Origin of the sequence: Mesorhizobium sp. M0518, assembly GCF_040321125.1 — a bacterium.
Classification (GTDB): domain Bacteria; phylum Pseudomonadota; class Alphaproteobacteria; order Rhizobiales; family Rhizobiaceae; genus Mesorhizobium.
The window spans coordinates 253,746-279,102 of sequence record NZ_JAMYQY010000008.1; the positions used below are offsets into that span (position 1 = coordinate 253,746).

At 64.8% G+C, this 25,357-nt stretch carries 21 protein-coding genes, 1 tRNA gene, 1 pseudogene and 1 other annotated feature; of the genes and pseudogenes, 6 read left to right on the plus strand and 17 right to left on the minus strand.

Translation table 11 applies throughout. The features are described 5' to 3' along the window. Positions 1 to 97 precede the first annotated feature (97 nt). The 5 genes from NKI66_RS14470 to NKI66_RS14490 all read right to left on the minus strand — a co-directional run bounded on the left by NKI66_RS14470 (position 98) and on the right by NKI66_RS14490 (position 4,849). Positions 98 to 979 (minus strand): SMP-30/gluconolactonase/LRE family protein, encoded by an 882-nt coding sequence (locus tag NKI66_RS14470; RefSeq protein ID WP_352720952.1) that lies wholly within the window; start codon positions 977 to 979, stop codon positions 98 to 100. Beyond that, the gene (locus tag NKI66_RS14475; RefSeq protein WP_352752023.1) at positions 976 to 1,617 is read right to left on the minus strand and encodes a 2-dehydro-3-deoxy-6-phosphogalactonate aldolase; all 642 of its coding nucleotides are present in this window, start codon (positions 1,615 to 1,617) and stop codon (positions 976 to 978) included. The genes NKI66_RS14470 and NKI66_RS14475 overlap by 4 nt, the downstream gene beginning before the upstream one ends. Then, the gene (locus NKI66_RS14480; RefSeq protein WP_352752024.1) at positions 1,614 to 2,570 is read right to left on the minus strand and encodes a 2-dehydro-3-deoxygalactonokinase; all 957 of its coding nucleotides are present in this window, start codon (positions 2,568 to 2,570) and stop codon (positions 1,614 to 1,616) included. The genes NKI66_RS14475 and NKI66_RS14480 overlap by 4 nt, the downstream gene beginning before the upstream one ends. Beyond that, complete coding sequence (locus tag NKI66_RS14485; protein WP_352752026.1) at positions 2,567 to 3,334, minus strand: SDR family NAD(P)-dependent oxidoreductase; 768 nt, start codon at positions 3,332 to 3,334, stop codon at positions 2,567 to 2,569. Before NKI66_RS14485 ends, NKI66_RS14480 begins: the two co-directional genes overlap by 4 nt. 165 nt (positions 3,335 to 3,499) lie before the next feature. Next, a complete protein-coding gene (locus NKI66_RS14490; protein ID WP_023814197.1) occupies positions 3,500 to 4,849 on the minus strand; it encodes a putative bifunctional diguanylate cyclase/phosphodiesterase in 1,350 nt (449 codons plus the stop codon). Positions 4,850 to 5,079: 230 nt separating this feature from the next. Here NKI66_RS14490 and gshB point away from each other — a divergent pair, with 230 nt between their 5' ends. The 3 genes and pseudogenes from gshB (at position 5,080) to NKI66_RS14505 (ending at position 8,552) form a co-directional block, all read left to right on the plus strand. Then, positions 5,080 to 6,021, plus strand: coding sequence for a glutathione synthase (gene gshB, locus NKI66_RS14495; protein ID WP_023814198.1), 942 nt, complete (start codon positions 5,080 to 5,082; stop codon positions 6,019 to 6,021). A 182-nt stretch (positions 6,022 to 6,203) separates the two neighbouring features. After that, a pseudogene (locus NKI66_RS14500) lies at positions 6,204 to 7,735 on the plus strand (YifB family Mg chelatase-like AAA ATPase). A gap of 277 nt (positions 7,736 to 8,012) precedes the next feature. Beyond that, positions 8,013 to 8,552 carry a DnaJ domain-containing protein gene (locus NKI66_RS14505; protein WP_023814449.1) on the plus strand — a complete coding sequence of 180 codons (540 nt, stop codon included), beginning with the start codon at positions 8,013 to 8,015 and terminating at the stop codon, positions 8,550 to 8,552. Positions 8,553 to 8,669: 117 nt separating this feature from the next. Here the strand turns inward: NKI66_RS14505 and NKI66_RS14510 are convergent, their stop codons facing one another. The 7 genes from NKI66_RS14510 to NKI66_RS14540 all read right to left on the minus strand — a co-directional run bounded on the left by NKI66_RS14510 (position 8,670) and on the right by NKI66_RS14540 (position 17,522). Next, a complete protein-coding gene (locus NKI66_RS14510) occupies positions 8,670 to 10,838 on the minus strand; it encodes a malate synthase G (protein ID WP_352752029.1) in 2,169 nt (722 codons plus the stop codon). 98 nt (positions 10,839 to 10,936) lie between these two features. After that, on the minus strand, positions 10,937 to 12,979 hold the full coding sequence (locus NKI66_RS14515; RefSeq protein ID WP_352720961.1) for a hydantoinase/oxoprolinase N-terminal domain-containing protein: 2,043 nt from the start codon (positions 12,977 to 12,979) through the stop codon (positions 10,937 to 10,939). 309 nt (positions 12,980 to 13,288) lie between these two features. After that, positions 13,289 to 13,915, minus strand: coding sequence for a CDGSH iron-sulfur domain-containing protein (locus NKI66_RS14520; RefSeq protein ID WP_352442629.1), 627 nt, complete (start codon positions 13,913 to 13,915; stop codon positions 13,289 to 13,291). A 115-nt stretch (positions 13,916 to 14,030) separates the two neighbouring features. Beyond that, positions 14,031 to 14,402, minus strand: a complete 372-nt coding sequence (locus NKI66_RS14525; RefSeq protein ID WP_352752031.1) for a hypothetical protein — start codon at positions 14,400 to 14,402, stop codon at positions 14,031 to 14,033. 124 nt (positions 14,403 to 14,526) lie between these two features. After that, complete coding sequence (locus tag NKI66_RS14530; RefSeq protein ID WP_023814183.1) at positions 14,527 to 14,883, minus strand: hypothetical protein; 357 nt, start codon at positions 14,881 to 14,883, stop codon at positions 14,527 to 14,529. Positions 14,884 to 14,932: 49 nt separating this feature from the next. Beyond that, entirely contained in the window at positions 14,933 to 16,420 is a 1,488-nt protein-coding gene (locus NKI66_RS14535) for a pyridoxal phosphate-dependent decarboxylase family protein (protein WP_023814182.1), read from the minus strand. Positions 16,421 to 16,433: 13 nt separating this feature from the next. Next, positions 16,434 to 17,522, minus strand: a complete 1,089-nt coding sequence (locus NKI66_RS14540) for a PLP-dependent cysteine synthase family protein (protein ID WP_023814181.1) — start codon at positions 17,520 to 17,522, stop codon at positions 16,434 to 16,436. Positions 17,523 to 17,776: 254 nt separating this feature from the next. On the opposite strand from NKI66_RS14540, the gene NKI66_RS14545 reads away from it, so the two are divergent. From NKI66_RS14545 to NKI66_RS14555, 3 genes are all read left to right on the plus strand, one after another. Beyond that, positions 17,777 to 19,762 (plus strand): BTAD domain-containing putative transcriptional regulator, encoded by a 1,986-nt coding sequence (locus NKI66_RS14545; RefSeq protein WP_352752049.1) that lies wholly within the window; start codon positions 17,777 to 17,779, stop codon positions 19,760 to 19,762. A 126-nt stretch (positions 19,763 to 19,888) separates the two neighbouring features. Continuing rightward, on the plus strand, positions 19,889 to 20,071 hold the full coding sequence (locus tag NKI66_RS14550; protein WP_013528612.1) for a hypothetical protein: 183 nt from the start codon (positions 19,889 to 19,891) through the stop codon (positions 20,069 to 20,071). 90 nt (positions 20,072 to 20,161) lie between these two features. Beyond that, positions 20,162 to 20,536, plus strand: a complete 375-nt coding sequence (locus tag NKI66_RS14555; protein ID WP_352752032.1) for a YkvA family protein — start codon at positions 20,162 to 20,164, stop codon at positions 20,534 to 20,536. 89 nt (positions 20,537 to 20,625) lie between these two features. Here the strand turns inward: NKI66_RS14555 and NKI66_RS14560 are convergent, their stop codons facing one another. The 5 genes from NKI66_RS14560 to NKI66_RS14580 form a co-directional block, all read right to left on the minus strand. Further along, the gene (locus tag NKI66_RS14560; protein ID WP_352673182.1) at positions 20,626 to 20,934 is read right to left on the minus strand and encodes a UBP-type zinc finger domain-containing protein; all 309 of its coding nucleotides are present in this window, start codon (positions 20,932 to 20,934) and stop codon (positions 20,626 to 20,628) included. Then, on the minus strand, positions 20,924 to 22,615 hold the full coding sequence (locus tag NKI66_RS14565; protein ID WP_352752034.1) for an FAD-dependent oxidoreductase: 1,692 nt from the start codon (positions 22,613 to 22,615) through the stop codon (positions 20,924 to 20,926). The genes NKI66_RS14560 and NKI66_RS14565 overlap by 11 nt, the downstream gene beginning before the upstream one ends. Before the next feature lie 155 nt (positions 22,616 to 22,770). Further along, positions 22,771 to 24,255: a SulP family inorganic anion transporter gene (locus NKI66_RS14570; RefSeq protein WP_128305274.1), complete on the minus strand. Its 1,485-nt coding sequence runs from the start codon at positions 24,253 to 24,255 to the stop codon at positions 22,771 to 22,773. Between the two features lie 72 nt (positions 24,256 to 24,327). After that, positions 24,328 to 24,383: a sequence feature (sul1 is cis-regulatory element that is thought to sense ions involved in sulfur or methionine metabolism; They are found in Alphaproteobacteria), on the minus strand. Positions 24,384 to 24,567: 184 nt separating this feature from the next. Then, positions 24,568 to 24,652: transfer RNA gene (locus NKI66_RS14575), tRNA-Leu, on the minus strand. Between the two features lie 73 nt (positions 24,653 to 24,725). Continuing rightward, on the minus strand, positions 24,726 to 25,346 hold the full coding sequence (locus tag NKI66_RS14580) for a 2,3-bisphosphoglycerate-dependent phosphoglycerate mutase (protein WP_128305275.1): 621 nt from the start codon (positions 25,344 to 25,346) through the stop codon (positions 24,726 to 24,728). Positions 25,347 to 25,357 lie beyond the last annotated feature (11 nt).

Sequence of the window (25,357 nt, forward strand, 5' to 3'; positions counted from 1 at the left end):
CTACCATCGCATGGTCAAGGCGTCAGGCTCTCGTGAAACCGACATGGCGCGGGCGGTTGCGTGACAACGCACCGTCCAACCGCAGAATCCAGTTCGCTCAGGCGATCAGCACGCGCGGCTCGAAGCGGCCGTTGACGGGAATATCGAGCAGAAAGGTCATGCCGCCCTGCAGATCCAGCAGACGCTGCTTCTCATCCTTGCCCGACCAGGCGGAAGTGACCGCCAGCCGGTCGGCCTTGGCGCCGACAAAGGCCGGGCAAGATGGCTGCGTCACCGGCATGGCGACCGTGCGGACGAGCTTGCCGTCGGGTCCGTAGGCTTCGATGACGCTGCCGCCCCAGACGGCGTTCCACAGGATGCCGTCGCGGTCGAGCACGGACCCGTCGATATAGCCCTTGGCCGAGCGGTGATCGACGAACAGCTTTGGCTCACCGGCAGGCAGGCCGGTCGCCGGGTCGCAGGCGACGCGCATCAGCAGCCCGGTCGAGGTGTCGGTGTAGTGGGCGATTGCGCCATCCTCGGTAAAACAGATCGAATTGGAGACGGTGATGTCCGAAAACAGCCGGCGCAGTTCGCCTCTGAAAAACCAGTAGATCGAACCCGCACCCTTTTCCTCGCCCTTGCCCATGGTGCCCATCCACAAGGCGCCGCAGGGGTGGACCCGGGAATCGTTGGAGCGCGTAACCGGATTGCCGGCCTCGACAGACGTGTGCAGCGTCAGTCTGCCGGTCGCGACATCGCGGACATAAAGGCCGGTTTCGGCGGCGATAAGCTGGCGCTTGTCATCGATGACGGCGATGGCGCTCGCCATCTGGCCAAGCTCATGGACGGTGGTCGCGCCGCCGGAAAGCCGCTTTTCCAGAAGCTGACCGTTGACGATGTCGAACCAGTAGAGCGTATCGGTGGCGGGATCGTAGCTCGGTCCCTCGCCGAGCTGGCAGACGTGATCGGAAAAAACCGTAACGATCGCTTCGCTCATCCTGCTTCTCCGAACGCCGCATCCCAGGCTGTCACCGCCGCCTCGGCCCGCGCGGCCACCTCGTCGACGCTCATGCCCGGCTTGAACAGGCTGGATCCCAGTCCAAAGGCGGTAACGCCGGCCGCCTTGTAGCCGGCAAAATCTTTTTCGGAGACGCCGCCGACGGCACCGACCAGCGTCTGCGCCGGCAACACAGCGCGCATCGCTGAAATGCCGCCGGCACCCAGCACGCTCGCCGGGAAGAATTTCAGGGCTGAGGCGCCGAGCTTGATCGCCAGCAAGGCTTCGGTCGGCGTGAACACGCCGGGCATCGTCACCATGCCGTAATGCATGGCGCGCGCCATGACCTCGGCATCGACGTTGGGACTGACCAGCAGCCGCCCTCCGGCCTGGTGCAAGCCATCGACATCGGCCGGCGTCAGCACCGTGCCGGCACCGACCAGTGCCGTTTTCGGCAGCACTTGGACGATGCGGGCGATCGACGAGAACGGTTGCGGTGAGTTCAGCGGCACTTCGATCGCCTCGATGCCGGCGTCGAACAGCGCCTGGCCCATGGCCATCGCCTCGGTGGGCTTGAGCCCGCGAAGGATGGCGACCAGCCCGCGCTTGAGTTTTGGAAACGGTGCGGTCTGGCTCATCGGGCTGCTCCAATTCTGGCGATCATGCCGTTCTCACGCGCCGCCTCGACGAGACCGGCACGCACCGCTTCGTCGGCGTCGACGGCCCGAACCTCGAGGCCGGCAAGGCCGAGTGCCTCGCCGTACAGCGTTCCCAGCGCGCCGGAGGCGACCAGTACGATGGGTTCGGCACCGGCGCCGTGCCGGCGGCTGGCGGAGGCGATCTCGCCGCCGATCAGAAGGCCGGACAGGCAGGCGGCGGCATCGTCGGCTTTCAAGTCCTGCAGCAGGCCGGCGGCGCGGATGGAAAACAGCCGCGAGGTGACATCGCCGCCTTCACCCAATGCGGTTTCGCACCAGCGGCGGAAGAACGGATTGTCCGATGTGACGGGCTTCGGATGTTCGCCGAGCGAATGGCGCAGGATCGAATGCGCGGCAAGCACGGAAAACAGCTCACCGGTCGGCCAGGTGCCGAAGCCGGCAACCGCGCCATCCTCTATCAGCACCCATTTCGAATGGGTACCGGGCATGCAGACCAGCTGGCGCCCCCTGGCCGGCAGGCCGGCGCCGGCGAGCTGGGTTTCCTCGCCGCGCATGACGTCGGGCGCATCGGTCAGCCGCTGGGCAAGACCCGGAACGATGCGGATGTCGCGGCTCTGGCCGGGCACGCTGGCGGCACCAGCAAGAATGGCGCTAAGCGGCGCCGGCACGGTGACATAGGGCGCTTCCAGCCAGCCCTGGCGGGATCCGGCCATGCCGCAGATGATGACGGGCAGCGCCGCTGGTGCTCCCATCGCCGCCAGGTGCCCTTCGAGGATGGTCGAAAAGCCCTTTTGCTGGGCGGTGATCAGGCCATCATCGCCACGGCGTTCGGCAAGCACCTTGCCTTGCCCGTCGATCAGCCAGACCCGCATGCGGGTCGTGCCCCAGTCGACGGCGGCAACCGCCGGTGCGCCGGCAAACCCTTGGCTCACAGGAAACCTCCATCGACGACCAGCATCTGCGCGGTCAGCATGCGCGAGGCGTCCGAAGCGAGGAACAGCACGGTGCCGACGATGTCGTCGGGCTGCATCACCTGTTTGATGCACTGCTTGGCAACATGGGCGGCAAGCCCCTGTTCGGTCACCCAGAGCTCCTTCTGCCGCTCGGTGATCACCCAGCCAGGCGCAATGGCGTTGACGCGGATGCCGTCGACACCGAGCTTGCCGGCCAGTCCCTTGGTCAGGCCGAGGATACCGGCCTTGGCGGCCGTGTAGGACGGCATGTCGGGGTGGTTGATCAGATAGGATGTCGAGGTGAAGTTGATGATCGAACCGCCGCCGGCCCGCTTCATGCCCGGCGCCACCGCTTGCGCGGTGAAGAAATGCGGCCGCAGATTGATGGCCTGGTTGTTGTCCCAGAACTCGACCGTCACATCCTCGACGGCGTGGCGTTCATCCCAGGCCGCATTGTTGACCAGGACGGTGACATCGCCATGCGCCTCGGCCGCCTTGGCCGCCGACGCCCGCAAGGCATCGACGTCGCGCAAATCGGTCTTGAGATAGAGCGGCCGGCGGCCGAATTCTTTCTCGATGCGATCGGCAAGGGCCGTGCTCGGACCGTCGGCGATGTCGATGAAGGCGACATTGGCGCCCTGGCGCACAAACCCCTCGGTCAGTGCAGCACCTATTCCGGAGCCGCCGCCGGTGATCAGCACCGAGGCTCCTTCGAGGTCGGCAAAATGCGCCGATGGCATCATCGTTCCTGTCTCCCAGCGTGATCGGCGCGCATCCTAGCCACGCAAGGCGCGCGGGCAAGGGCGAACCGCCGAATTTCAGGGCTTATGTCGGACAAAACGACAATACACCGCGCTGGACACCCGAGGTGAAGTCACCAGGGTCGCAAACCGCTTCGAGATCGCCGGTCAGATCGCCTTGGCGCGGAGGGCGCCGCGGAAGGAATCGCGGAGATAGCCGAGCGTGGCATCGGCATCGACCGGCTTGCCGAACAGATAGCCCTGCCCGCCGGCGCAGCCGAACTGGACGAGGCGATCGGCCTGCGCTTCCTGCTCGATGCCTTCGGCGACCACGTCCATGCCGAGCCCCTCGCACATTGCGAGAATGGCGCGGATGATGTGTTCGGACGGGCGGTCGTCGAGAATGGAAGAGACGAAGGCACGGTCGATCTTGAGCTTGTCGAAATGGAATTCGCGCAAGCGGCCGAGCGAAGACTGGCCGGTGCCGAAATCGTCGAGCGAGACGCGGATGCCGACGCGGCGCAGATCCTCGACGATCTGCGCCGCAGAGGCCGGGTCGTTCATCAGGCCGGTCTCGGTGATCTCGATCTCCAGCCGGCGCGGATCGAAGCCGGTACGGTCGAGGATCGCCAATATATGCAGGCCGGTGTTCTGGTCGACGAGCTGCGAAGGCGACAGGTTGAACGACAGGAACAGATCCTTCGGCCAGCTTCGGGCCGCCTCGGTCGCCTTGCGCAGCACCAGCTGCGACAGCGGGCCGATGATGCCGCGCTCCTCGGCGATGGGGATGAAGACGGTGGGCGGCACCGAGCCGAGGTCGCGGTCGGTCCACCGCGCCAGCGTCTCGAAGCCGATGGTGCGGCGCGTGTTGAGGTCGACGATGGGCTGGAAATGCGGTTCCACCTCGCCGGCCGAGACAGCGCGGCGCAGCGCCTGTTCGATGCGTGTGACGCGCTTGGCCGCCTCTTCCATCTCGCGGGTGTAGACGACGACGCGGCCGCGCCCGGATCGCTTGGCGTGGTAGAGCGCCGTCTCTGCCTTGTTGATGAGGATTTCCGTGGTCTCGTCGCCGGAATAGAACAGCGAGCAGCCGACCGAGGCCGAAAGCCTGGCGGTGCGTTCGCCGACATCATAGGGCGCCGACAGGATCTCGATCAGCATGCGGGACTTTTCGGCCGCTGCATCCTCGCTGAACACCAGGGGATAGAGAAAGGCGAATTCGTCGGCGCCGATGCGGCAGACCGTGGAATGGCCGTCCATCGAGGCGCGCAGCCGCATCGCGACCTGGATCAGGATGTCATCGCCGGCCTTGTGGCCGAACAGATCGTTGATCGGCTTGAAGCCGTCGAGGTCGAGAATGCCGACGGTAAAGGGCGCGGGATCGTCGGCACGGTCGGCGATCAGGCGATCGACCTTGTCGAAGAAGCGGCGATGGTTGCCAAGCCCGGTCAACGGATCGGTGAATGCCAGATCCGTGCTCTCCCTGTTTGCCTGACCGGTGCCAAACGAAGTTTGCATCGGTGTCCCTGTTTTGTGACGTCGGAATTTATTTTCAGACTGGCAGCAAACCCTTTAGGAAACGTATCGCGAAATCGATATTTCACAGACAAGCGCGACCTTTCCGAAGGGTCGATGAAAGCAACGCATTCGGGTGTCGGATGCCAAACCCAGGAATGTCGCGATTGGCAGACGGGCAGTGAGCCTGTACAGGCAAGACAGTCGTCCATCCGAGCCGCCGGAGACCCGCAATGAAGCTGAAAATCGCCGTCCAGATGGACCACATCTCCACCGTGTCGATCGCCGGCGACACCTCGTTCGCGCTGTCGCTGGAAGCGCAGCGGCGCGGCCATGAGCTGTTCCACTACACGCCGGATCGGCTGTCGCTGCGCGACGGCAAGGTGTTTGCCCGCATCGAGGAGATGCAGGTGCGCGACGAGAAGGGCAGCCACTATTCGCTGGGCGAGAAGGTGCGCACCGATCTGTCGGAAATGGATGTCGTCCTGCTGCGCCAGGATCCACCCTTCGACATGAACTACATCACCACCACGCACATCCTGGAGCGCATCCATCCGAAAACGCTCGTGGTCAACGACCCGGCCTGGGTGCGCAACAGCCCCGAAAAGATCTTCGTCACCGAATTTGCCGACCTGATGCCGGACACGCTGATCACCAAGGATCCACTCGAAGTTGCCGCCTTCCGCAAGGAGTTCGGCGACATCATCATCAAGCCGCTGTACGGCAATGGCGGCGCCGGTATCTTCCACATGCTGGAGGCCGACCGCAACCTTGCCTCGCTGCTGGAAATGTTCGGCCAGATGTTCCGCGAACCGTATATCGTGCAGCGCTATCTCAAGGACGTGCGCAAGGGCGACAAGCGCATCATCCTGATCGACGGCGAGCCGGTCGGCGCCATCAACCGGGTGCCGGCCGAACACGATTCCCGCTCCAACATGCATGTCGGCGGCCGCGCCGAAAAGACCGAACTGACGGAGCGCGAACGCGAGATCTGCGCCCGCATCGGGCCGTCGCTGAAAGAGCGCGGCTTCATCCTCGTCGGCATCGACGTCATCGGCGACTACATGACCGAGATCAACGTGACCTCGCCGACCGGCGTGCGTGAGGTCAAGCGTTTCGGCGGCGCCGACATCGCCAGCCTGTTCTGGGACGCGGTCGAGGACAAGCGCGGGTAAGCCGTTTTCATTTTGTCTTAACCATGTTCCGTTTTTGCAACCGCGCTCAATTCGGCTGCAACCCACGCGCTCATGTGTTCCCGTAATGTTCTTGATTTGACCGTGGAAGTGTGATTGGCTGCCCTAGGGGCCGTTCCTGGCCTGAACGCAGGGCTGGGGCCAGCCTGAATTGGGGTTGCACGATGGTGGCGCGGGTTCGCACGGTCGCTTTCCAGGGCATCGAGGCCGTGCCGGTCGACGTGCAGGTGATGATCGCGCCCGGCAAGGTAACATGCACATCGTCGGCCTGGGCGACAAGGCGGTGGCCGAAAGCCGCGAGCGGGTGCAGGCCGCACTGCATGCTTCCGGCCTGTCGATGCCGTCGAAGAAGGTGACTGTCAATCTGGCGCCGGCCGACCTGCCGAAGGAAGGCAGCCACTACGACCTGCCGATCGCACTCGGCCTAATGGCCGCGCTGGGCGCCATTCCGGGCGACATGCTGGCCGGCTATGTCGTGCTTGGAGAATTGTCGCTCGACGGCACGATTGCCGCGGTCGCCGGCTCCTTGCCGGCGGCGATCGCCGCCAATGCCGAGGGCAAGGGCCTGATCTGCCCGTTCGCATGCGGGCCGGAAGCGGCCTGGGCTGGAAAGGATATCGACATTCTGGCACCGCGCAGCCTGATTGCCATCGCCAATCATTTTCGTGGCACGCAGGTGCTGTCGCGCCCCGAGGCCGGCATCCACGCCGCGGCGCTGGATTTGCCCGACCTCGCCGACATCAAGGGCCAGGAGACCGCCAAGCGGGCGCTGGAAGTCGCCGCCGCCGGTGGTCATAATCTGCTTATGATCGGACCGCCTGGATCGGGCAAATCGATGCTGGCGCAGCGGCTGCCGTCGATCCTGCCGCCGCTGGCGCCGAAGGAATTGCTCGAAGTCTCGATGATCGCCTCGGTGGCGGGGGAACTCGGCGAAGGCAAGCTGACCGACCGGCGGCCGTTCCGCGCGCCGCACCACTCGGCCTCGATGGCGGCGATGGTCGGCGGCGGCATCCGCGCGCGGCCGGGCGAGGTGTCGCTGGCCCATCACGGCGTGCTGTTCCTCGACGAGTTTCCCGAGTTCACGCCGCAGACGCTCGATGCGCTGCGCCAGCCGCTGGAGACCGGCGACTGCATGATCGCGCGGGCCAACCATCGCGTCACCTATCCGGCGCGTATCCAATTGGTGGCGGCGATGAACCCATGCCGCTGCGGCATGGCCGGCGAGCCAGGCTATCGCTGCCTGCGCGGCGAGCGTTGCCGCACCGACTATCAGGCGCGCATTTCGGGCCCGCTGCTCGACCGCATCGATCTCAGGATCGAAGTGCCGGCGGTCTCGGCCAGCGACTTGATCCGGCCCGACCGGGCGGAGAAAAGCGCCGATGTGGCGATGCGCGTGGCACGCGCCCGCACCATCCAGCGCGAACGCTTCGAGCGGCTCGGCGCCACCCGCGCCACCACCAACGCGCATTGCTCACCGTCGATCATCGAGGAAATCGCCATGCCTGACGCCGCCGGCCTGTCGCTGCTCAAGGACGCCAGCGAAAAGCTCGCCTTTTCGGCGCGGGCCTATCACCGTGTGCTGAAGGTGGCACGGACGCTTGCCGATCTCGACGCCAGCGAAACCGTCGGCCGAATCCATCTGGCCGAAGCGATCTCCTACCGCATGAGCTCGGAGCGGATGGCGCAGGCGGCGTAGGTCACTCGCCGCCCGACAAGCCGACCTCGCCACATTGCCTTCCGCGATCACGCCATAACACCGCCTCTGCGAATCGATCATCTCCACGGTGCGGCGGACCTGATTGTCCGCTTGGCCGGCGTCCTCACCACCCAACGGCCTCACCGAGCGGGCGCCGGCCATTTTCTTCCTCTTCCAGAAGCGTGGATGTCATCGACGCCGGACCAAAGTCTTGGTCTCTGCATTGGACATTCCTTATTTAGACAATGCGAATATGGTTGCGGTCGGGGAGCCCGCTATGTTCATTGACTACTACGAAGTTTTGGAAGTTAGCCCGAACGCCAATTCGGAAACGTTGGAGCGCATATTTCGCTATTTTGCGATGCGCTATCATCCAGACAATCGCGAAACCGGCGATGAAGCCCGTTTCAGTGAAATCGTGGAAGCCCACAATACGCTCAAGGATCCGGTCAAACGCGCACAATACGACATCGCGTATAGAGACCATGCCGGCCTTCGCCACGAGCTGGCCGAGGAAGCCAGCAACACCAAAGGCATCGAGCGGGATGTCGTGATCCAGGCCAGGCTGCTGTCGCTGCTTTACGCGAAGCGCCGGCACGACGTCAGCAATCCCGGGATCGGAGATGTGGAGCTCGAACGCTTGTCAGGCTGTCCGCGAGAGCATCTCGAATTTCATCTCTGGTATTTGAAAGCGAAGGGCTGGATAGCAAGAGTGGAAAACGGGACGATCGCGATTACGGTGGAAGGCGTCGATCGGGTCAACTCCGAACACCGTCGCGATCCCACCATCCGGCTCCTGGACCATACGGCTTCCTGACGCCTTGTCTGTGGCCGGAAGCAAATAGCATCCGCCGCACCAGTCGCGGACGCGCCTTCAACGCCGCTGGCGATTTCACCACCGTCGAGCGAAATACGACAAAACCGATCCGTTGCCTCAGGCTTGCTGCGCCTTCAGTTCCAGCCGCCGCGCGTGCAGCACCGGCTCGGTGTAGCCGTTGGGCTGGACGCGGCCCTTGAAGACCAGGTCGCAGGCGGCGAGGAAGGCTATCGACTTGTCAAAGTCGGCCGCCATCGGCTGGTAAAGCGGGTCGCCCTCGTTCTGGCGGTCGACGATGTCAGCCATGCGCTTCATCGTCGCCATCACCTGGTCCTCGCTGCACACGCCGTGGTGCAGCCAGTTGGCGATATGCTGTGAGGAAATACGCAGCGTGGCGCGGTCTTCCATCAGGCCGACATCGTTGATGTCAGGCACTTTCGAGCAGCCGACGCCTTGGTCGATCCAGCGCACGACATAGCCAAGAATGCCCTGCGCGTTGTTGTCGAGTTCCTTCTGGATGTCTTCAGGCGACCAGTTCGGCCGCACCGCGACCGGCACCGACAGGATGTCGTCGAGCTTTGCCTTGGGCCGGTTCTTGAGTGCGGCCTGCACGGCATGGACATCGACCTTGTGGTAGTGCGTGGCATGCAGCGTCGCCGCCGTCGGCGACGGCACCCAGGCGGTGTTGGCGCCAGCCTTGGGGTGGGCGATCTTCTGTTCCAGCATTGCCGCCATCAAATCCGGCATCGCCCACATGCCCTTGCCGATCTGGGCGTGGCCGGCCAAGCCGCATTCCAGCCCGGTGTCGACATTCCACGCCTCGTAGGCGGAAATCCAGGCGGCCTGCTTCATGTCGCCCTTGCGGATCATCGGGCCGGCTTCCATCGAGGTATGGATCTCGTCGCCGGTGCGGTCGAGGAAGCCGGTGTTGATGAACACGACACGCTCTTTTGCGGCGCGGATCGCCTCCTTGAGGTTGACGGTGGTGCGCCGCTCCTCGTCCATGATGCCCATCTTGATGGTATTCTCAGTCATGCCGAGCAGGGCCTCGACGCGGTCGAATATCTCGACGGCGAAAGCGACCTCCTCCGGCCCATGCATCTTGGGTTTCACGACATACATCGAGCCGGCGCGGGAATTGGCGCGGCGGCCGTTCGGCCCTACATCGTGCAGCGCGATCAGCGCCGTCATCGCCGCATCCATGATGCCTTCCGGAACCTCGTTGCCGTCGCGATCCAGTATCGCCGGATTGGTCATGAGGTGGCCGACATTCCTGACCAGCATCAGCGAGCGGCCGGGCACGGTCAGCGTGCCGCCGGCGGGCGCGGTGTAGGAGCGGTCAGGGTTGAGCTTGCGGACAAAACTCTTGCCGCCCTTGGTGATCTCTTCCGTCAGATCGCCCTTCATCAGGCCGAGCCAGTTGCGGTAGACGACGACCTTGTCTGGCGCATCCACCGCCGCGACCGAATCCTCGCAGTCCTGGATGGTGGTCAGCGCCGATTCCAGGATGACATCGGCGATGCCAGCCGGATCGGTGCGGCCGATCTGGTTGTTGCGGTCGATCACGATCTCGATGTGCAGGCCGTTGCGCACAAGCAGCACGGTATCGGGATTGGCGGCATCGCCACGATAGCCGACGAATTGCCTGGGGTCGGCCAGTGTCGTCGAGCCGGCGCCGGCGCTTAGCCGCAGGGCGCCTTGCGCCAATGACAGACCGTTGACCCCGGCCCATTTGCCCGAGGTGAGCGGGGCAGCCTCGTCGAGGAAGGTCTTCGTCCAGGCAACGACCTTGGCGCCGCGCGCCGGATTGAAGGCTTTGCCCTTTTCGGCGCCATCCGTTTCGGGGATGGCATCGGTGCCGTAGAGCGCATCGTAGAGCGAACCCCAGCGCGCATTGGCGGCGTTGAGCGCATAGCGCGCATTCATCACCGGCACGACCAGCTGCGGTCCGGCAACATCAGCGATTTCGGGGTCGACATTGTCGGTCGACACGCTGAAGGGCGGGCCCTCCAGAACGATATAGCCGATCTCTTTCAGGAAGCCCTTGTAGGCCTCCATGTCGACCGGCGCGCCGTGATCGCGATACCAGCCATCTACCTGTTCCTGGATGGCGTCACGCGCTGCCAGCAGCGCCCGGTTCTTCGGCGCCAAATCATGGATGATGGCCGAAAAACCGTTCCAGAAGGCGTCCGCTTCGATCTCCGTGCCCGGCAGCGCTTCCCTGGCCACGAACTCATGCAGCTCGCGGGCAATCCGCAATCCGGCGATCTCGATGCGGTCGGTCATCAGGCTACTCCAGATGAAAGGCTTTGCGGGCCTTTGGCATGTCAGGTTTGCCGGGTCAATTCAGCTTAGGGTGAAGGTGGCGTATTTCGCCGCCCCGCTCAAACCGCAATGCGCGGCCTTCCCGAGGCCACGGCCACGACATGCGCCTCGATGAACATGCGCTGGGCTTCGACGGTCGAGACCCGGAATTCGGTGGCGACGTCGATCTCGGCGCTGTCGGTGCCGGCATCCCTGGCGCGCTCCGCGACGATGGCGCGGACATCGGCCTCGGCCGCCGCGATCGCCGTCGCCTCGTCGAGGAAATCGCGCACGGTCTCGCCCGAGGCGAGACGAAACAGCCCTTCCATGGGCTGGCTGACCCGCGCCTCGGCCGATACCCTGACCTGGCCGACGACGGCGCCGAGCGCGTTGGCGACATCGGTATCCCTGGGCACCACGCAGTCATTGCCGATCAGCGGCGGCAGCCCGGCATAGTGCAGCGGCGCCGAGGCGCCGAGGCCGATGACCGGGCGGTCGAGCGCAACGCTCAGGCGGGCGATGCCGGGATGCGCGTCGACCGCGCGCTGCACCAGGGCGTGCGCCACCGTCGACGCGCCATCGAGCCCATCCTCGGCAAAGGCGGTCTCGAGGATATATTCGGCCGACCAGCGCGTCAGCGTCACCAGCACCCGTTCCGAAATCGCTTCCGGCGAAGCGGCGATGTTCTGGCCACGGCCGTCACGCTTGCGGGCGAACAGTTCGGCGCCGAGGCGCGCGGCGATGGGATCCCAGTTCGCCTGCTTGCCCAGCACATGGGCGGCGTCCGACGGGGTGAAGCCGGCGACATGCACCAGCCCGCGCGACACCAGCCGGTTCAGCGTCGCGTTCTGCGCGTTGGAACTCAAAAGCCTGTCGACGGCGAGCGGCACGGCACCGATCAGCTCGTAGAGCCTGGCTTCGGCGCCGGTCAGGCCGGCGGCGAGCCGGTCCGGCACGCCGGTGCGCACCGCGAAGCGGCCGTCCATGCGGCCGGGATTGGGCGCCCGCAGCTGGCGTTCGAGTTCGGAGGTGACAGCTGTACCGTGCGCCATGCCGGCCAGCGCCAACGGCACCAGGCGGCGCGGCCCGAGCAGGATCTTCGGGTTGAGCGCGCCATCTTCCAGCGCCACTTCGGAATCGCCGCCGAGGCCGAAGGTGCGCATGGCGACGGCCTCGACCATGGTGCGGAAGCCGCCGACGGTGGCGCCTTCCGGGTCGAGCCTGGGACGGCCGCCGTCGAGCACGGCGACGTCGGTGGTGGTGCCGCCGATGTCCGACACCACAGCATTGTCGAGCCCGGTCATGTGGCGGGCGCCGACCAGGCTGGCGGCCGGGCCGGACAGGATGGTCTCGATCGGCCGCTGGCGGGCAAACGCTGCCGAAACCAGCGCACCGTCGCCGCGCACCACCATCAGCGGGGCTGCAATGTTGCGCGCCTGGAGAAAGCCTTCGGTTGCCGCCACCAGCCGGTCGATCATTGAGATCAGCCTGGCGTTGAGCAGAGTGGTGAGTGCCCGGCGCGGGCCGCCGAGCTTGGCCGACAGCTCGTGGCTCGATGTGACCGGCAGGCCTGTCTTTTCGCGGATCAACTCGCGGGCGGCGATCTCATGCGCCGGATTGCGGGTGGCAAAATAGGCGCAGACGGCAAAGCCGGACACCGAGGCGCCGAGTTCCGGCAACGCCGCCTCCAGTCCAGACAGATCGAGCTTGGCGGCATTGCCGTGCACATCGTGGCCGCCCGGACAAAAAACCACCGGATCGGTGCCGAGCGCGGCCTTCAGCCCGTCGCGGGCGAGGTCGCCCTCGGAAAAGCCGATCATCACCAGCGCGACGCGGCCGCCCTGGCCCTCGACAAGCGCGTTGGTGGCAAGCGTCGTCGACATCGACACCAATTTGATGGCGGCGGGATCGGTGCCGGCTTTCTGCAGCACCGCGTCGACGGCGCCGGAAATGCCAACGGCGAGGTCATGCCGTGTGGTCAGCGCCTTGGCCTTGGCCAGCACCTTGCCCTTGTTCGGCCCCTCTTGCGGGCCTTCCGTCTCAGACCACAACACGGCATCGGTATAGGTGCCGCCGGTGTCGATCCCGAGGAACAGCGGCTTTGGCTTGGTCTTGGCTGTCATTTTTGGCGGCGGTCCGGGTGGCAATTTATTTGTCCCTGCCCTTAGCCGATACGGAGCGGACGATAAAGCCGCGAGCGCTGGGCCACGGTAGGTAGGTTGGTGGTGGTGAACAAGCGAGGTCGGCGGGACAGCACCCCCCTCTGCCCTGCCAGGCATCTCCCCCGCAAGTGGGGAGATCGGATGTCATCCCCGCTTTCGCCAATCTTCAATGCCGAAAAGGGCGCCGCCGGCGGAAACTGCCAATCTCCCCCCTTGCGGGGGAGATGTCCGGCAGGACAGAGGGGGGTGCTGTCCCGCCGGCCAAAACAGCTACCCCACAAACCCCACCTTCTTGTGCGTGCCATCGCAGAACGGTTTGTTGGCGGAATGGCCGCAGCGGCAGAGGAAGGCGCGTTGCGTACGGTCGACCGTATGGCCGGTTCCGGTGACGATCTCGAGATTGCCCTCTAGCTTGAGCGGGCCATTGGTGGTCGGCGTCACTTTCAGCGGACCATTCCTCGCTTCGAGCGCCAGCGTGTCCTTCAGCGGTGGCTCGCCGGTGGCGGCAAAACCTGACTTGTTGTGGCTACCGTCGCAGAACGGCTTGTTTTCCGAGGCGCCGCAGCGGCAGAGCGTGGCACGATAAGAAGTCTCGCCGTCGAGCACGATCCCGGCGTGTACCGCCAGCGGGCCGTTTTCGCGCAGCCGCACGGTGTTGACCACCGGCGGCTGCTCCTGCGGCCCGCCATCCTTCCTGATGTAGGTGATGGCGCCCGAGGGGCAGCTTTCGGCGATGGCAACGATCTTCTCGACGCTGGCCGCCTCGGGATGGATCCATTGGCCCGGCGCGTTGGGCACGAAGACATTCGGATCGCCGAGCACGCAGTTGCGCGAATGGATGCAACGCTTGCCGGAAAACCCGACGTCGATCTTGTCGCTTTCGACCATGCCGGCCATAGCTGAGCTCCTTTTGCCTGAAGCGCGTCGCGTCTGAACAGTTCGAGGCGGCGCGCGCTGGGTATTTGCACAGGCCATGGCTTCCGGCCCGAAGACCGTCAAGCTGGCAAACCGGTCAGGGGACCAGCTCGATCTCCTCGGTCTCGCCGCCGTTGCAGGTGTAGCAGCAATCTTCGCATTTTTCCGTGTTGCCTGGACCGACGCCCCAATAGGTGCCCTCATCGCCATCGACCCAGGCGCCGTAGCAGATCGATTCGCCCGCGTTGCAGGATATCGGCAGCTGCTTGGTCTCGCCGTCGTCGAGGAAATAGTCCTTGTCCTCGCCCGGCCAGACATAGTCGCGATCCTGGCTGTAGAGCTCGACGCGCATGGCGTTGGGGTGGCTGTTCTTGATGGCGAAGGTGACATCGTCGGCTTGCGCCGCCGACGCAACCAGCATGACGAAGGACAGCGCGGCCAGCATGCGGCGCGCATAGGCATGAAACATGATAACCCCCGAACAAGCGGCCCACCCGGCCGCGGGGCGACCATTGCATGCAGCGCTGAATCGCGGAAGTGGACCGGACGGGCCGATCCCCGACTTAATTTGGGTCCAACGAAACTTCCGCGCTCTACGGCACCAGATCGATCGTCTCGGTGGAATGTTCCACGCAGATGAAGCAGCAGGTGTCGCAGGGCTGGTCATTGTCCGGCCCGACGCCGGCGGAGATGCTGTCATTGCCGTCGGCCCAGGCGCCGTAGCAGATATGTTCGCCCTGATTGCAGGACAGCGGCACGGATTTCTGCGACTCGGGTTCGATCAGGAACACCTTGTCATTGCCCGGCCAGACCGTCTCACGGTCGCGGCTGAACAGCTCGACCGCGACAGATTCCTTGCGCAGGTTCTTGACGAAAAAGGCCATGTCGGCGGCCTGCGCCGGGGCGGTGAAGACCAGCGCTGCCAGTGCAACCATACGAAACAGCGTCACGGCCTGGATCTCCCGAATCATCGCGGCAGAATCGCATGCCTGCCCGTAACTAGGAAGGCGCGGAACCCTGCGTTGCGATGTCATGCCCCAGCCGCACCGTTTCATGCACCAGAAGGTCGAGATCCTCGCGCCGTGTGCGATGGTTGGTGATCGCCACGCGCAACCAGTGCTCGCCATGCACCGTGGTGTCCGAAAGGGCCGCAATGCCCTGTTCCTGCAGCCGCAGCATGATCTCCGTGTTGAGCGCCTTCAGAGCCTCGCCTGTCAGACCGGGCTGATAGCGGAAGCAGACGATGTTGACGGTCGGCGATGCCGCCAGCTGCAACCGCGGTGCGGCCTCGATCAGGCCGGCAAGATAGACGGCCTGAGCAATGTTCTGGTCGATCAGGCGGCCGAATTTCTCGACACCGTGCTCCTTCAGTGCCATCCACACCTTCAGCGCGCGAAAACCGCGCGACGTCTGCAGGCCGTAGTCGTGCAACCATTCGCCGGAAGCGAGGCCGCGCGGCATCGATTCCAGATATTCCGGCGTCACAGCGAAGGCCCCGCGATGCGCGGCGGCATCCCTGACCAGGGCGCAGCCGACCTCGAATGGCGCGTGCAGCCATTTGTGCGGATCGAGCGCGACCGAATCCGCCCGTTCGATGCCGGCGACGCGATGGGCATTTTCAGGCGCAATGGCGATCAGCGCGCCGATGCAGCCGTCGACATGGAACCAGAGGTCTTCCTCATGTGCCAGCTTCGCAAGCGCCTGCAAATCGTCGATCGCCCCGGTGTTGACCGTGCCGGCCGTACCGATGACGCAGGCCGGTTTGAACCCTGCCCTGCGGTCCTCGGTGATCGCCGCACGCAAGGCAGCGATATCGATGCGCAGCCCGGCATCGGTCGGTATGCGGCGCAGTGCCCGGTTGCCGAGGCCGAGTGCCTCCATCGCCTTGCGGTGGCACGAGTGGATCTGCTCCGAGCCGTAGAAGCGCAGCGGCTTTTCGATGGCGGCGACACCGTGCTCACGCACGTCGATGCCGGCCTTGACATTGCGCGCCACGGTCAGCCCTATGATGTTGGCCATCGAGCCGCCGCTGACCAAGGTACCGCCGGCAGAAGCTGGAAAGCCCAGCATCTCCTTGCACCAGTTCACCACCTGGCTATCCATCAGCCCGGCGGCGTGGTTGCCGCCGCCGAGGTTCGAGCCCTGGATAGCCGCCAGGAAATCGCCGAGCGCGCCGGTGAAGTTGCTCGACCCCATATACCAGGACCAGAAGCGCGGATGGATATTGCCCATCGGATAGGACATCACCGTGCGGGACACCTCGGCATAGACAGCATCCAGCGGCGCCGGGGAGCGCGGCAGCGGCGCCGAGAAGGCCTTTCTCACATCGGCCGGCATCTCCCGCCAGACCGGGCGGTCGCGCACATCGCGGAGATAATCGACCGCATCGTCGATGACCCGGTGCGACAGGGCCTGCACATCGGCCCAGTCCAGGGGATCGAGCGTTTCCTCGGCCACCAGGCCGAGGTTTTCTTGCACGGCGTCCATGACGGATCTCCCGTCAAGCCGCGGGAAACTGACAGCCGGGCGTCGAGCGCGACAGGGCAGTCTCGTCGGCATCCATCTCGGCCTCGATGCCGTCGAACAGCGGTGTCGACATGTAGCGCTCGCCGGTGTCGGGCAGCATGCACAGGATCACCGCGCCAGCCGGCGCCTTCTCCGCGACCTGCCGTGCCACGGCGAAGGTCGCGCCGCCGGAAATGCCGGTGAAGATGCCCTCTTTCCGCGCCAATTCTCTGGCCCATTTGATGCCTTCGGGTCCGGCGATCGGCATCACCTCGTCATAGAGGCTGGTGTCGATCGCCTCCTGCAGTACGTTGGGGATGAAATCCGGCGTCCAGCCCTGGATCGGGTGCGGTTCAAAGGCTGGATGGCTGGCGGCCGGGGCACCATCGGCGCCGCGCTGCTGCACCTTGCCGCTGCCGATGAGCTGCGCGTTGGCCGGCTCGGACAGCACGATACGGGTTTCCGGACACTCGCGGCGCAGCACGCGCGCCACGCCGACCACCGTGCCGCCGGTGCCATAGCCGGTGACGAAGCAATCGAGCCGCGAGCCGGCGAAATCATTGACGATCTCGCGCGCCGTCGTCGCCTCGTGGATGGCGGCGTTGGCGGCCGTCTCGAACTGGCGGGCGAGAAACCAGCCATTGGCCTCGGCCAGTTCCACCGCCTTCTTGTACATGCCGAAACCTTTTTCAGCGCGCGGCGTCAGCACCACCCTGGCGCCCAGCATGCGCATCAGCTTGCGGCGCTCGACCGAAAAACTGTCGGCCATGGTGACGACCAGCGGATAACCCTTCTGCGCGCAGACCATGGCGAGGCCGATGCCGGTGTTGCCGCTGGTCGCCTCGACCACCGTCTGGCCCGGCTTCAGCGCACCGCTGCGCTCGCCCTCCTCGATGATGTTGAGCGCCAGCCGGTCCTTCACCGAAGCGCCGGGATTGAAGTACTCGGCCTTGACGTAGATCGTCGCGTGGGCCGGTCCGAGATTGTTGATGCGAACCACCGGCGTGTCGCCGACGGTGTCGAGAATGCTGTCGAACAGGCGGCCGCGCCCGGCCGTGGTTCTGATCTTCTGCTGCTGCAACATCTTGGTCTCCCTGATTGTCATCGTGTTTTGTCTTCACGGGCCGGTTACAAGCCAGCGGGTTGGGCGGCGAGGTTTGGTGACCTTGCCGCGCTAGGACTGACATGCCGCACAGCGGCAATGGCTGTATCGGGCGCTGAAATCCGCTGCCGGATGCGCCGTGTCGTGTTTGGTGATACAGGAGAGGCCGACAGGCCAGCGTGGGAGCAGGCGTGGAAACGCACGTGGAATCCAACCGATCGAGGCTGGACGTCGAGATGCCGGTCCTTTCCGTGCGCCTGCTCGGGCCGCTGATGATCTCCCACGACGGCGCTCCGGTTACCCTGCCTGCGTCACGCAAGCTGCGCGCGCTGCTCGCCTATCTGGCGCTGGCGCCGCATCCGGTCGGCCGCAGTCGCCTGTGCGAGTTGTTGTGGGATGTGCCGAACGACCCAAGGGGCGAACTGCGCTGGTGCCTGAGCAAGCTGCGGAGCACGCTCGACGCGGTGGGCCGACACCGGGTCGCGACACAGGGCGACACGGTCGCACTCGATCTGAGCGATTGCCTGGTCGATGCGCTGGAGGTGAGCCAGGCCGCCACGCAAGGGCTCGGCACCCTTGATGTCGAGCGCTTGCGGGCGCTGGCCAGACTGTTTGCCGGCGATTTCCTCGACGGGCTGGAGCTCGAGCGCAGCCCGCATTTCAACAGCTGGCTGACCGCGCAGCGCCGCCGCTTCCACTCGTGCCACGTCGCCGTGCTGGAGCAACTCGTCGGCAGCCTGGCGGCAGACAGCGACGAGGCGATCGCCCATCTCGACACATGGGTGGAACTGGCGCCGTTCGACCGGCGTGCACATGCGGCACTTTTGGCAGGTCTGGCCGGACGCGGCGAGATCGGCGCGGCTGAAGAGCATCTGGCGGCGGCAGAACAGTTGTTCAAATCGGAAGAACTGGATTTCGCACCGCTTCGCGCGGCCTGGCGGGCGATCCGTGACCGACAGTCGGGCATCTCGCTTCGGACGGCCTGCCTGTCCACACTATCGCCATTGGTGGCCACGCCGACCGCACCCGGCCCGGTCGAGCCCAGCCATGCTTCGCTGGCGGTGATGCCGTTTGTCGAGGAGGTCGGCGGCGCACGCGGCGGATTGGCCGACGGTTTCACCCACGACATCATCACCCGCCTGGCCAAGCTCAGGGACTTCTTCGTCATCGCGCGCGGATCGGTGTTTGCGCTGGCAGAGCAGAACATCGCGCCCGAGGATGCCGGCCGCCGGCTGAATGTCGACTATGTCGCCACCGGCACCGTGCGCAGCCCGTCCGGCCGCCTCATCGTCAGCGTCGAACTGATCGAGGTGCGCAGCGCCAGGATCGTCTGGGCCGAGACCTTCGAGCGCAGGCCCGATGACATCTTTTCCGTGCTTGACGACATCGGCAACAGCATCGTCTCCTCGATCTCGGCCGAGATCGAAACGGTCGAGCGCAACCGCGCCATGCTGAAGGCGCCCTGCTCGCTCAACGCCTGGGAGGCCTATCATCGCGGCCTCTGGCACATGTACCGCTTCACCCAGGCCGAAAACGAGCAGGCGCGGCATTTCTTTGCCCAGGCCCTGCAGCTCGACCCGACCTTCGCCCGCGCCTATGCCGGCCTGTCCTTCACCCACTGGCAGAACGCCTTCCAGCGCTGGGGCGACCGCGACCGCGAAAGCGCGCTGGCCTTCGAGAGCGCCGGACACAGCCTGCTGGTCGACGACCACAATCCGGCCGCGCATTGGGCAATGGGCCGGGCGCTGTGGCTGCGCGGCGAGCAGGACGGTTCGCTGCTCGAACTGGAACGGGCTGTCGATCTCAGCCCCAACTTCGCGCTCGGCCACTACGCGCTGTCCTTCGTGCATTCGCAGTCGGGCGACCCGCGAGCGGCGATAGGCTCTTCCGATCATTCGCGCCATCTCAGCCCGTTCGACCCGCTGCTGTTCGGCATGCTGGGCGCACGCGCCATGGCGCATGTCCGGCTCGGCCAGTTCGAGGAAGCGGCCGAATGGGCGCTGAAGGCGGCGGCGCGGCCCAACGCCCACGCCATCATACTGGCGATCGCCGCACACTGCCTGGCGCTGGCCGGACGGCTCGACGAGGCGCGCGGCTTCGCCGCCGCCATTCGCAAGACAAGGCCGGACTATTGCGCCGACGATTTCATCGGCACCTTCCGCTTCGAGCCGGATGCCGTGGTGCTGTTCCGGCAGGGCGCCAAGCTTATCGGGCTGAACTGAAGCTGGCATCGCCATCTGGGACATCGCTTGGGAATTTCGCCTCAATTCCGCTGGGTTAACGAAGTCGGAAGGAGTTGTTTAACCGTTCGCGGCTATGTCACCGCGTGGGAGACCGACAAAGTGAGTATGATGAGCAACAGCCCCGACAAGCGCAATGAATGGCGCGCCATCTTTTACGTGCAAGCTCGCGTCGCCATCCTGTTTGTCCCGGTGGTTGCCAGCCTGCTGATCATAGCGGCGCTTGCCGGAAACGAACGCAAGTCCGTTCCCAGCATGATCGACCCGACCGTCACCGGCTCCGTGCGGTAGACCAGCGGTCATCGGTTCTTCGAGACGCTCCCGGAGGCGGGCGCCTGGCGTGCGCTGTCGGCGGTTTTCATTTGGCGCTAAAATCATCCAATGGCACTGAATGAGTGGGCCCGAACGATCAAGCGCGATGTGCATGCGCTCTACCTCGCCGCTCGCGATCCCCGAACGCCCTGGTACGCCAAGGCGCTTGCCGTGTGTGTTGCAGGCTATGCCTTGTCGCCAATCGACCTGATCCCCGATTTCATTCCGGTGATCGGCTATCTCGACGACGTCATCCTTGTCCCTTTGGGCGTCCTTGCCGTGGTCAGAATGATACCGCCCGAGGTGATGGCGGAACACAGAAAGACCGCCGCGCTGGCCGCCGACAGGCCGGTGAGCCGCTACGCGGCGGTGATCATTGTTTGTATCTGGACTGCCTCCATCGTGCTGGCCGGGTGGCTGGGATATCTGTATTTCGCCGACTGACTGCCAAGCCGTTCTGCAGGGGGGGCGGCCGCCAAGAAAGCCCGGATGGATCGCGCTTTTCTCGGGATTCCTTCGCCATCTGGCGTCGCTCAAACAAAGCGCGGGATCGGACCGTTCTGCGGGGTTACATCGTCGCCAAGCTCGATAAAAACCTCGTCGACATAGCACCATGCCCAGCCTTCGGGTGGATCGTAGCCCTCGATGATCGGATGCTTGGTGGCGTGGAAATGCTTGGTGGCGTGGCGGTTGGGCGAGTCGTCGCAGCAGCCGACATGGCCGCAGGTGCGGCAGAGCCGCAGATGCACCCATTGCGACCCACTCTGCAGGCATTCCTCGCAGCCGAGCGCGCTCGGCGTCACCTTCCTGATGTCGCGCGTATGTCTGCATTCATCCATCATGCTCTCCTGCCATTCGAGGTGTATCGGCGTTGCCGCGAGCGAGATATGCATGCAATGCCGCGACCACCTGGGCGCCTTCGCCGACAGCCGCCGCGACCCGTTTGACCGAGCCGGCGCGGACGTCGCCTATGGCGAACACGCCGCTGCGGCTGGTCTCCATCTGCGTCGATCCTATGTCCGATCCGGTGCGCACGAAACCCCTGGCGTCCAGCGCCACATCGCAGTTCGCCAGCCAGTCGGTGTTCGGGTCAGCGCCGATGAACAGGAAAAGATGGCGGATCGAGCGCGTCGTTTTCGCGCCGCTGGCGCGGTTGCGCCAGCGCACTGTGGCAAGATTGCCCTCTTCGCCCTCCAGAGCCTCGATTTCGGTCCCGGTCAGCACCTCGATGTTCGGCTGCGCCCGGATGCGCTCGACCAGATAGCGCGACATGCTGGCATCGAGGCTGCCGCCGCGCGCCAGGAGCGCCACTTTCCGCGCATGACTGGCCAGATAGACGGCCGCCTGTCCGGCCGAATTGCCGGCGCCGACCAGCGCCACTTCCTGGCCCGCGCAAAGCCGGCCTTCGATGGGCGACGCCCAATAATGCACGGACGTTCCCTCGAACCGCGCCAGATTGGCGATGTCGAGGCGGCGATAGCGCGCGCCGCTGGCGATCACCACGCTGCGCGCGCGCACGGTCTCGCCGTCGCCGACATCGAGCAGATAGCGGGCGCCTGACGCGTCGGCGGCGGCGCTCAAAAGCTTCGCCTCGTCCGGGATCACCATTTCGACACCGAATTTCTGCGCCTGGTTGTAGGCGCGCGCCATCAGCGCCATGCCCGAAATGCCCGTGGGGAAACCGAGATAATTCTCGATGCGCGAGGAGGCGCCGGCCTGTCCGCCGAAGGCACGGCAATCGAGCACGATCGTCGACAGGCCTTCGGATGCCGCATAGACCGCCGCCGCCAGCCCTGCCGGGCCGGCGCCGACGATGGCCACGTCATACACCGTATCGGCATCGATCGGCCGCAGCAGGCCGATGCAGCGGGCGAGGTCCTTTTCACCGGGGTTCATCAGCAGCCTGCCGTTTGGACAGAGCACGATCGGCAGGTGGTGCGGATCGACCTCAAAGCGTTCTACCAGGGTTTTGGCGCAGGGATCGCTGTCTGAATCGAGCACGCGGTGCGGTTGGCCGCTGCGGGCGAGGAAACCCTGCAGCCGCAACACGTCGGCATTGTCCTGGGGTCCGATGATGATCGGCCCGCTGGTGGCGCTCTCCAAAAGCCCGACGCGGCGCAGGATCAGCGCCCGCATGATGCGCTCGCCGAGATTCGCCTCCTGCACCATCAGGTCGCGCAGCCGCTGCGAGGCGATGACGAACGCCTCCACCGGTTCGGCGGCCTGCGCATTGACCAGCGAGGGACGGGCCGAAAGCTGCGCCAGTTCGCCGACAAAGCTGCCTGGACCGTGGGTGACGATCGTCTCGCGCCTGCCGAGCCCGCCATCCTGGGTGATATCCACCCTGCCCGACAGCACGACGATCAGACCGGGCGCTACATCGCCCGCCGTGACGATGTTCTCGCCGGCCGCATAGGCGCTGGCCTCGCCGAACCGGCGCATGCGGTCGATGTCCACCTCGGCCAGCGTGGGGAACGCCTGGTCGCGGCGGGCACCGAAGATCTGGGTGGTGGATTGAGCCATGGTTGAGCGTAGCGAAGCGGGCGCGGAGTTTGAAGCGGTTTGTTGGAGCCCTGACCAGGAGGGGAGGTCTGGCTGGTAGACACCACGCCGTCGTCATCTCGGGCGAGGATCCAAACCGAGACACCAGCCGAAGAACCTCAGTCGGAAGGCCTTCGTCAGTGGCTGAAGACTCGTTCCAAAGCACCCGGCTCATTGTGCATGGCAAGTTTGTCCATGATGGTGACGCTGGCCTCGTTGAGACCTACCACCTCCACCTCGACGCCCTCGCGGCGGAACTTGAGAACGGCGGTGTCGACTGCGCCGACGCCAGTGAGGTCCCAGATATGAGCGTGAGTGACGTCGATGACGGCGCGCTGGAGGCGCTCCTTGAAATCGAACGCGTTCAGAAAGTCCTCCGCTGAAGCGAAGAATAACTGGCCCTCGATAAGGTAATGGCGCTCCGCGCCGTCGCCACTGAGGGTCGAGGTGACGCGGAAAATCTGCGACACCTTCCAAGCGAAGAAGATGCCCGAGAGCAGCACGCCCACCCCGACACCAAGCGCGAGATTGTGGGTCCCGACCACGGTGATCACTGTCGCCAGCATGACGATGCTTGAACGACGGGGGTGCTTCCTGAGATCGTTCAGAGAAGACCAGCTGAACGTGCCGATCGATACCATGATCATGATGGCGACCAGGGCCGGCATGGGAATGACGCGCAGCCAGTCGCCGAGCGACATGAGCATGAACAACAGGAACGCCCCGGCCACAAATGTGGAAAGCCGCGTGCGTCCACCAGATTTGACGTTGATAACCGACTGGCCGATCATGGCGCAACCGGCCATGCCGCCCAGGAACCCGGTTACGAAGTTGGCGATACCCTGGCCAACACATTCACGGTTCTTGTCGCTTTTTGTGTCGGTCATCTGGTCGACAATGGACGCCGTCAGCAGGCTTTCGAGCAGGCCAACCGCGGCCACGCCTAGTGAATAAGGCAAAATGATCCACAGCGTTTCCAGCGTGAAAGGCACGTCTGGCAGCAGGAAGGTCGGCAAGCTCGACGGCAGTTCGCCGAGGTCGCCCACCGTCCGCACGTCGATGTGAAGCAGCAGCGATAGGGTGGTGAGCACGATGATGCACACCAGAGGCGAGGGCACCGCCTTCGTGATGCGGGGAAACAGATAGATGATGGCAAGGCCGAGACTGATCATCGCATAGGTTTGCCACGGCATGCCGACCAGCTCCGGCAGTTGGGCCATGAAGATCAGAATCGCAAGCGCGTTGACAAATCCGGTCATCACCGAGCGCGACACGAACCGCATCACATAACCCAGCCTGGCGAAGCCGGCCGCGACCTGGACCACGCCGGCCAGAATGGTTGCCGCGAGCAGGTATTGCAGACCATGGTCGCGCACCAGTGTGACCATGAGCACGGCTGTCGCCGCGGTGGCTGCTGAAATCATCGCCGGCCGGCCACCGGTGATGGAGATAATCATGGCGATGGAGAAAGAAGCGTAGAGCCCAATCTTGGGGTCAACGCCGGCAATGACAGAAAAACCGATGGCTTCTGGTATCAGCGCCAGGGCGACAACAATGCCCGCGAGCACGTCGCCGCGCAGGTTGCCGCGCCACTCGTCGCGGTAGGTTTTGAATGTGAGCATGGAATTCCGGTCAATCATTTCCAGACCGCGACGGACCGCAGCCCATCATAGTCAGCGCAGATCTGGTTTTGTTGTTGTCCGGCGGATCGGCGGCCGGAAGAGCCACCCGGAATTACACCGGGTCCATCTTGGATATCTGCACATAGCCGCAAATTTTGGTGCAGTGCAACAAGTCTTTGCTGCACGGCGTAGGCGCTGGCCTCGCTGAAACGGCCGTTTTAGAGTGACCTTGAGCCGCACAAAGAAAAAGCCCGGACGAACCGGGCTTTTTCTTTAAGTTTCTGAACCGTCGAAGGGTTCGAAACCGGAATTTGGTGCCCAGAAGAGGACTCGAACCTCCACTCCTTGCGGAACACGGACCTGAACCGTGCGCGTCTACCAATTCCGCCATCTGGGCTGGTGCGGGCTCATGTAAGCGGGCAAGCGATGTGTGTCAACGCGCTTTTTTCGCGGTTGCTCCGTTCGCCGGCTCAGTCGTCCAGCACTTCCTTGGACGCGACGGTGGAATCGGCGTTGAGCTGGTAGATGACCGGCACGCCGGTGCCGAGTTCCAGCTTGACGATCTCCTCGCCCGACTTGCCGTCGAGCGCCATGATCAGCGCGCGCAGCGAGTTGCCGTGCGCGGCGACCAGCACGGTGCCGCCGCGCAGCACATGCGGCTGCAGATCGTGCAGGTAATAGGGCCAGACCCGGGCGCCGGTGTCCTTCAGGCTTTCGCCGGCGGGCGGCGGCACGTCGTAGGAGCGGCGCCAGACATGCACCTGCTCCTCGCCCCATTTCTTGCGGGCATCGTCCTTGTTGAGGCCGGAGAGATCGCCATAGTCGCGCTCGTTCAGCGCCTGGTCGCGGATGGTCTTCAGGTCGCTTTGACCGACGGCGTCGAGGATGTGCTGACAGGTCTTTTGCGCCCGGATCAGCGCCGAGGTGAAGGCGATGTCGAATTTCAGGCCGCGCGCCTTGAGCCTCTCACCGGCGGCCTTGGCCTCGGCATGGCCCTGCTCGGTCAGGTCGACGTCGCGCCAGCCGGTGAACAGGTTCTTCAAATTCCATTCGCTCTGGCCGTGGCGCACGAGCACGAGGGTTCTCGACATGTTTGCTCCCT

Coding starts and splice junctions, on each gene's coding strand:
- NKI66_RS14580 (WP_128305275.1), bottom strand. CDS start 25,346: ATGTCGAGAACCCTCGTGCTCGTGCGCCACGGCCAGAGCGAATGGAAT.
- NKI66_RS14515 (WP_352720961.1), bottom strand. CDS start 12,979: ATGACAGCCAAGACCAAGCCAAAGCCGCTGTTCCTCGGGATCGACACC.
- NKI66_RS14535 (WP_023814182.1), bottom strand. CDS start 16,420: ATGGACGCCGTGCAAGAAAACCTCGGCCTGGTGGCCGAGGAAACGCTC.
- NKI66_RS14565 (WP_352752034.1), bottom strand. CDS start 22,615: ATGGCTCAATCCACCACCCAGATCTTCGGTGCCCGCCGCGACCAGGCG.
- NKI66_RS14540 (WP_023814181.1), bottom strand. CDS start 17,522: ATGTTGCAGCAGCAGAAGATCAGAACCACGGCCGGGCGCGGCCGCCTG.
- NKI66_RS14510 (WP_352752029.1), bottom strand. CDS start 10,838: ATGACCGACCGCATCGAGATCGCCGGATTGCGGATTGCCCGCGAGCTG.
- NKI66_RS14555 (WP_352752032.1), top strand. CDS start 20,162: ATGGCACTGAATGAGTGGGCCCGAACGATCAAGCGCGATGTGCATGCG.
- NKI66_RS14550 (WP_013528612.1), top strand. CDS start 19,889: ATGATGAGCAACAGCCCCGACAAGCGCAATGAATGGCGCGCCATCTTT.
- NKI66_RS14570 (WP_128305274.1), bottom strand. CDS start 24,255: ATGCTCACATTCAAAACCTACCGCGACGAGTGGCGCGGCAACCTGCGC.
- NKI66_RS14505 (WP_023814449.1), top strand. CDS start 8,013: ATGTTCATTGACTACTACGAAGTTTTGGAAGTTAGCCCGAACGCCAAT.
- NKI66_RS14560 (WP_352673182.1), bottom strand. CDS start 20,934: ATGATGGATGAATGCAGACATACGCGCGACATCAGGAAGGTGACGCCG.
- NKI66_RS14525 (WP_352752031.1), bottom strand. CDS start 14,402: ATGTTTCATGCCTATGCGCGCCGCATGCTGGCCGCGCTGTCCTTCGTC.
- NKI66_RS14520 (WP_352442629.1), bottom strand. CDS start 13,915: ATGGCCGGCATGGTCGAAAGCGACAAGATCGACGTCGGGTTTTCCGGC.
- NKI66_RS14470 (WP_352720952.1), bottom strand. CDS start 979: ATGAGCGAAGCGATCGTTACGGTTTTTTCCGATCACGTCTGCCAGCTC.
- NKI66_RS14545 (WP_352752049.1), top strand. CDS start 17,777: ATGCCGGTCCTTTCCGTGCGCCTGCTCGGGCCGCTGATGATCTCCCAC.
- NKI66_RS14490 (WP_023814197.1), bottom strand. CDS start 4,849: ATGCAAACTTCGTTTGGCACCGGTCAGGCAAACAGGGAGAGCACGGAT.
- NKI66_RS14485 (WP_352752026.1), bottom strand. CDS start 3,334: ATGATGCCATCGGCGCATTTTGCCGACCTCGAAGGAGCCTCGGTGCTG.
- gshB (WP_023814198.1), top strand. CDS start 5,080: ATGAAGCTGAAAATCGCCGTCCAGATGGACCACATCTCCACCGTGTCG.
- NKI66_RS14475 (WP_352752023.1), bottom strand. CDS start 1,617: ATGAGCCAGACCGCACCGTTTCCAAAACTCAAGCGCGGGCTGGTCGCC.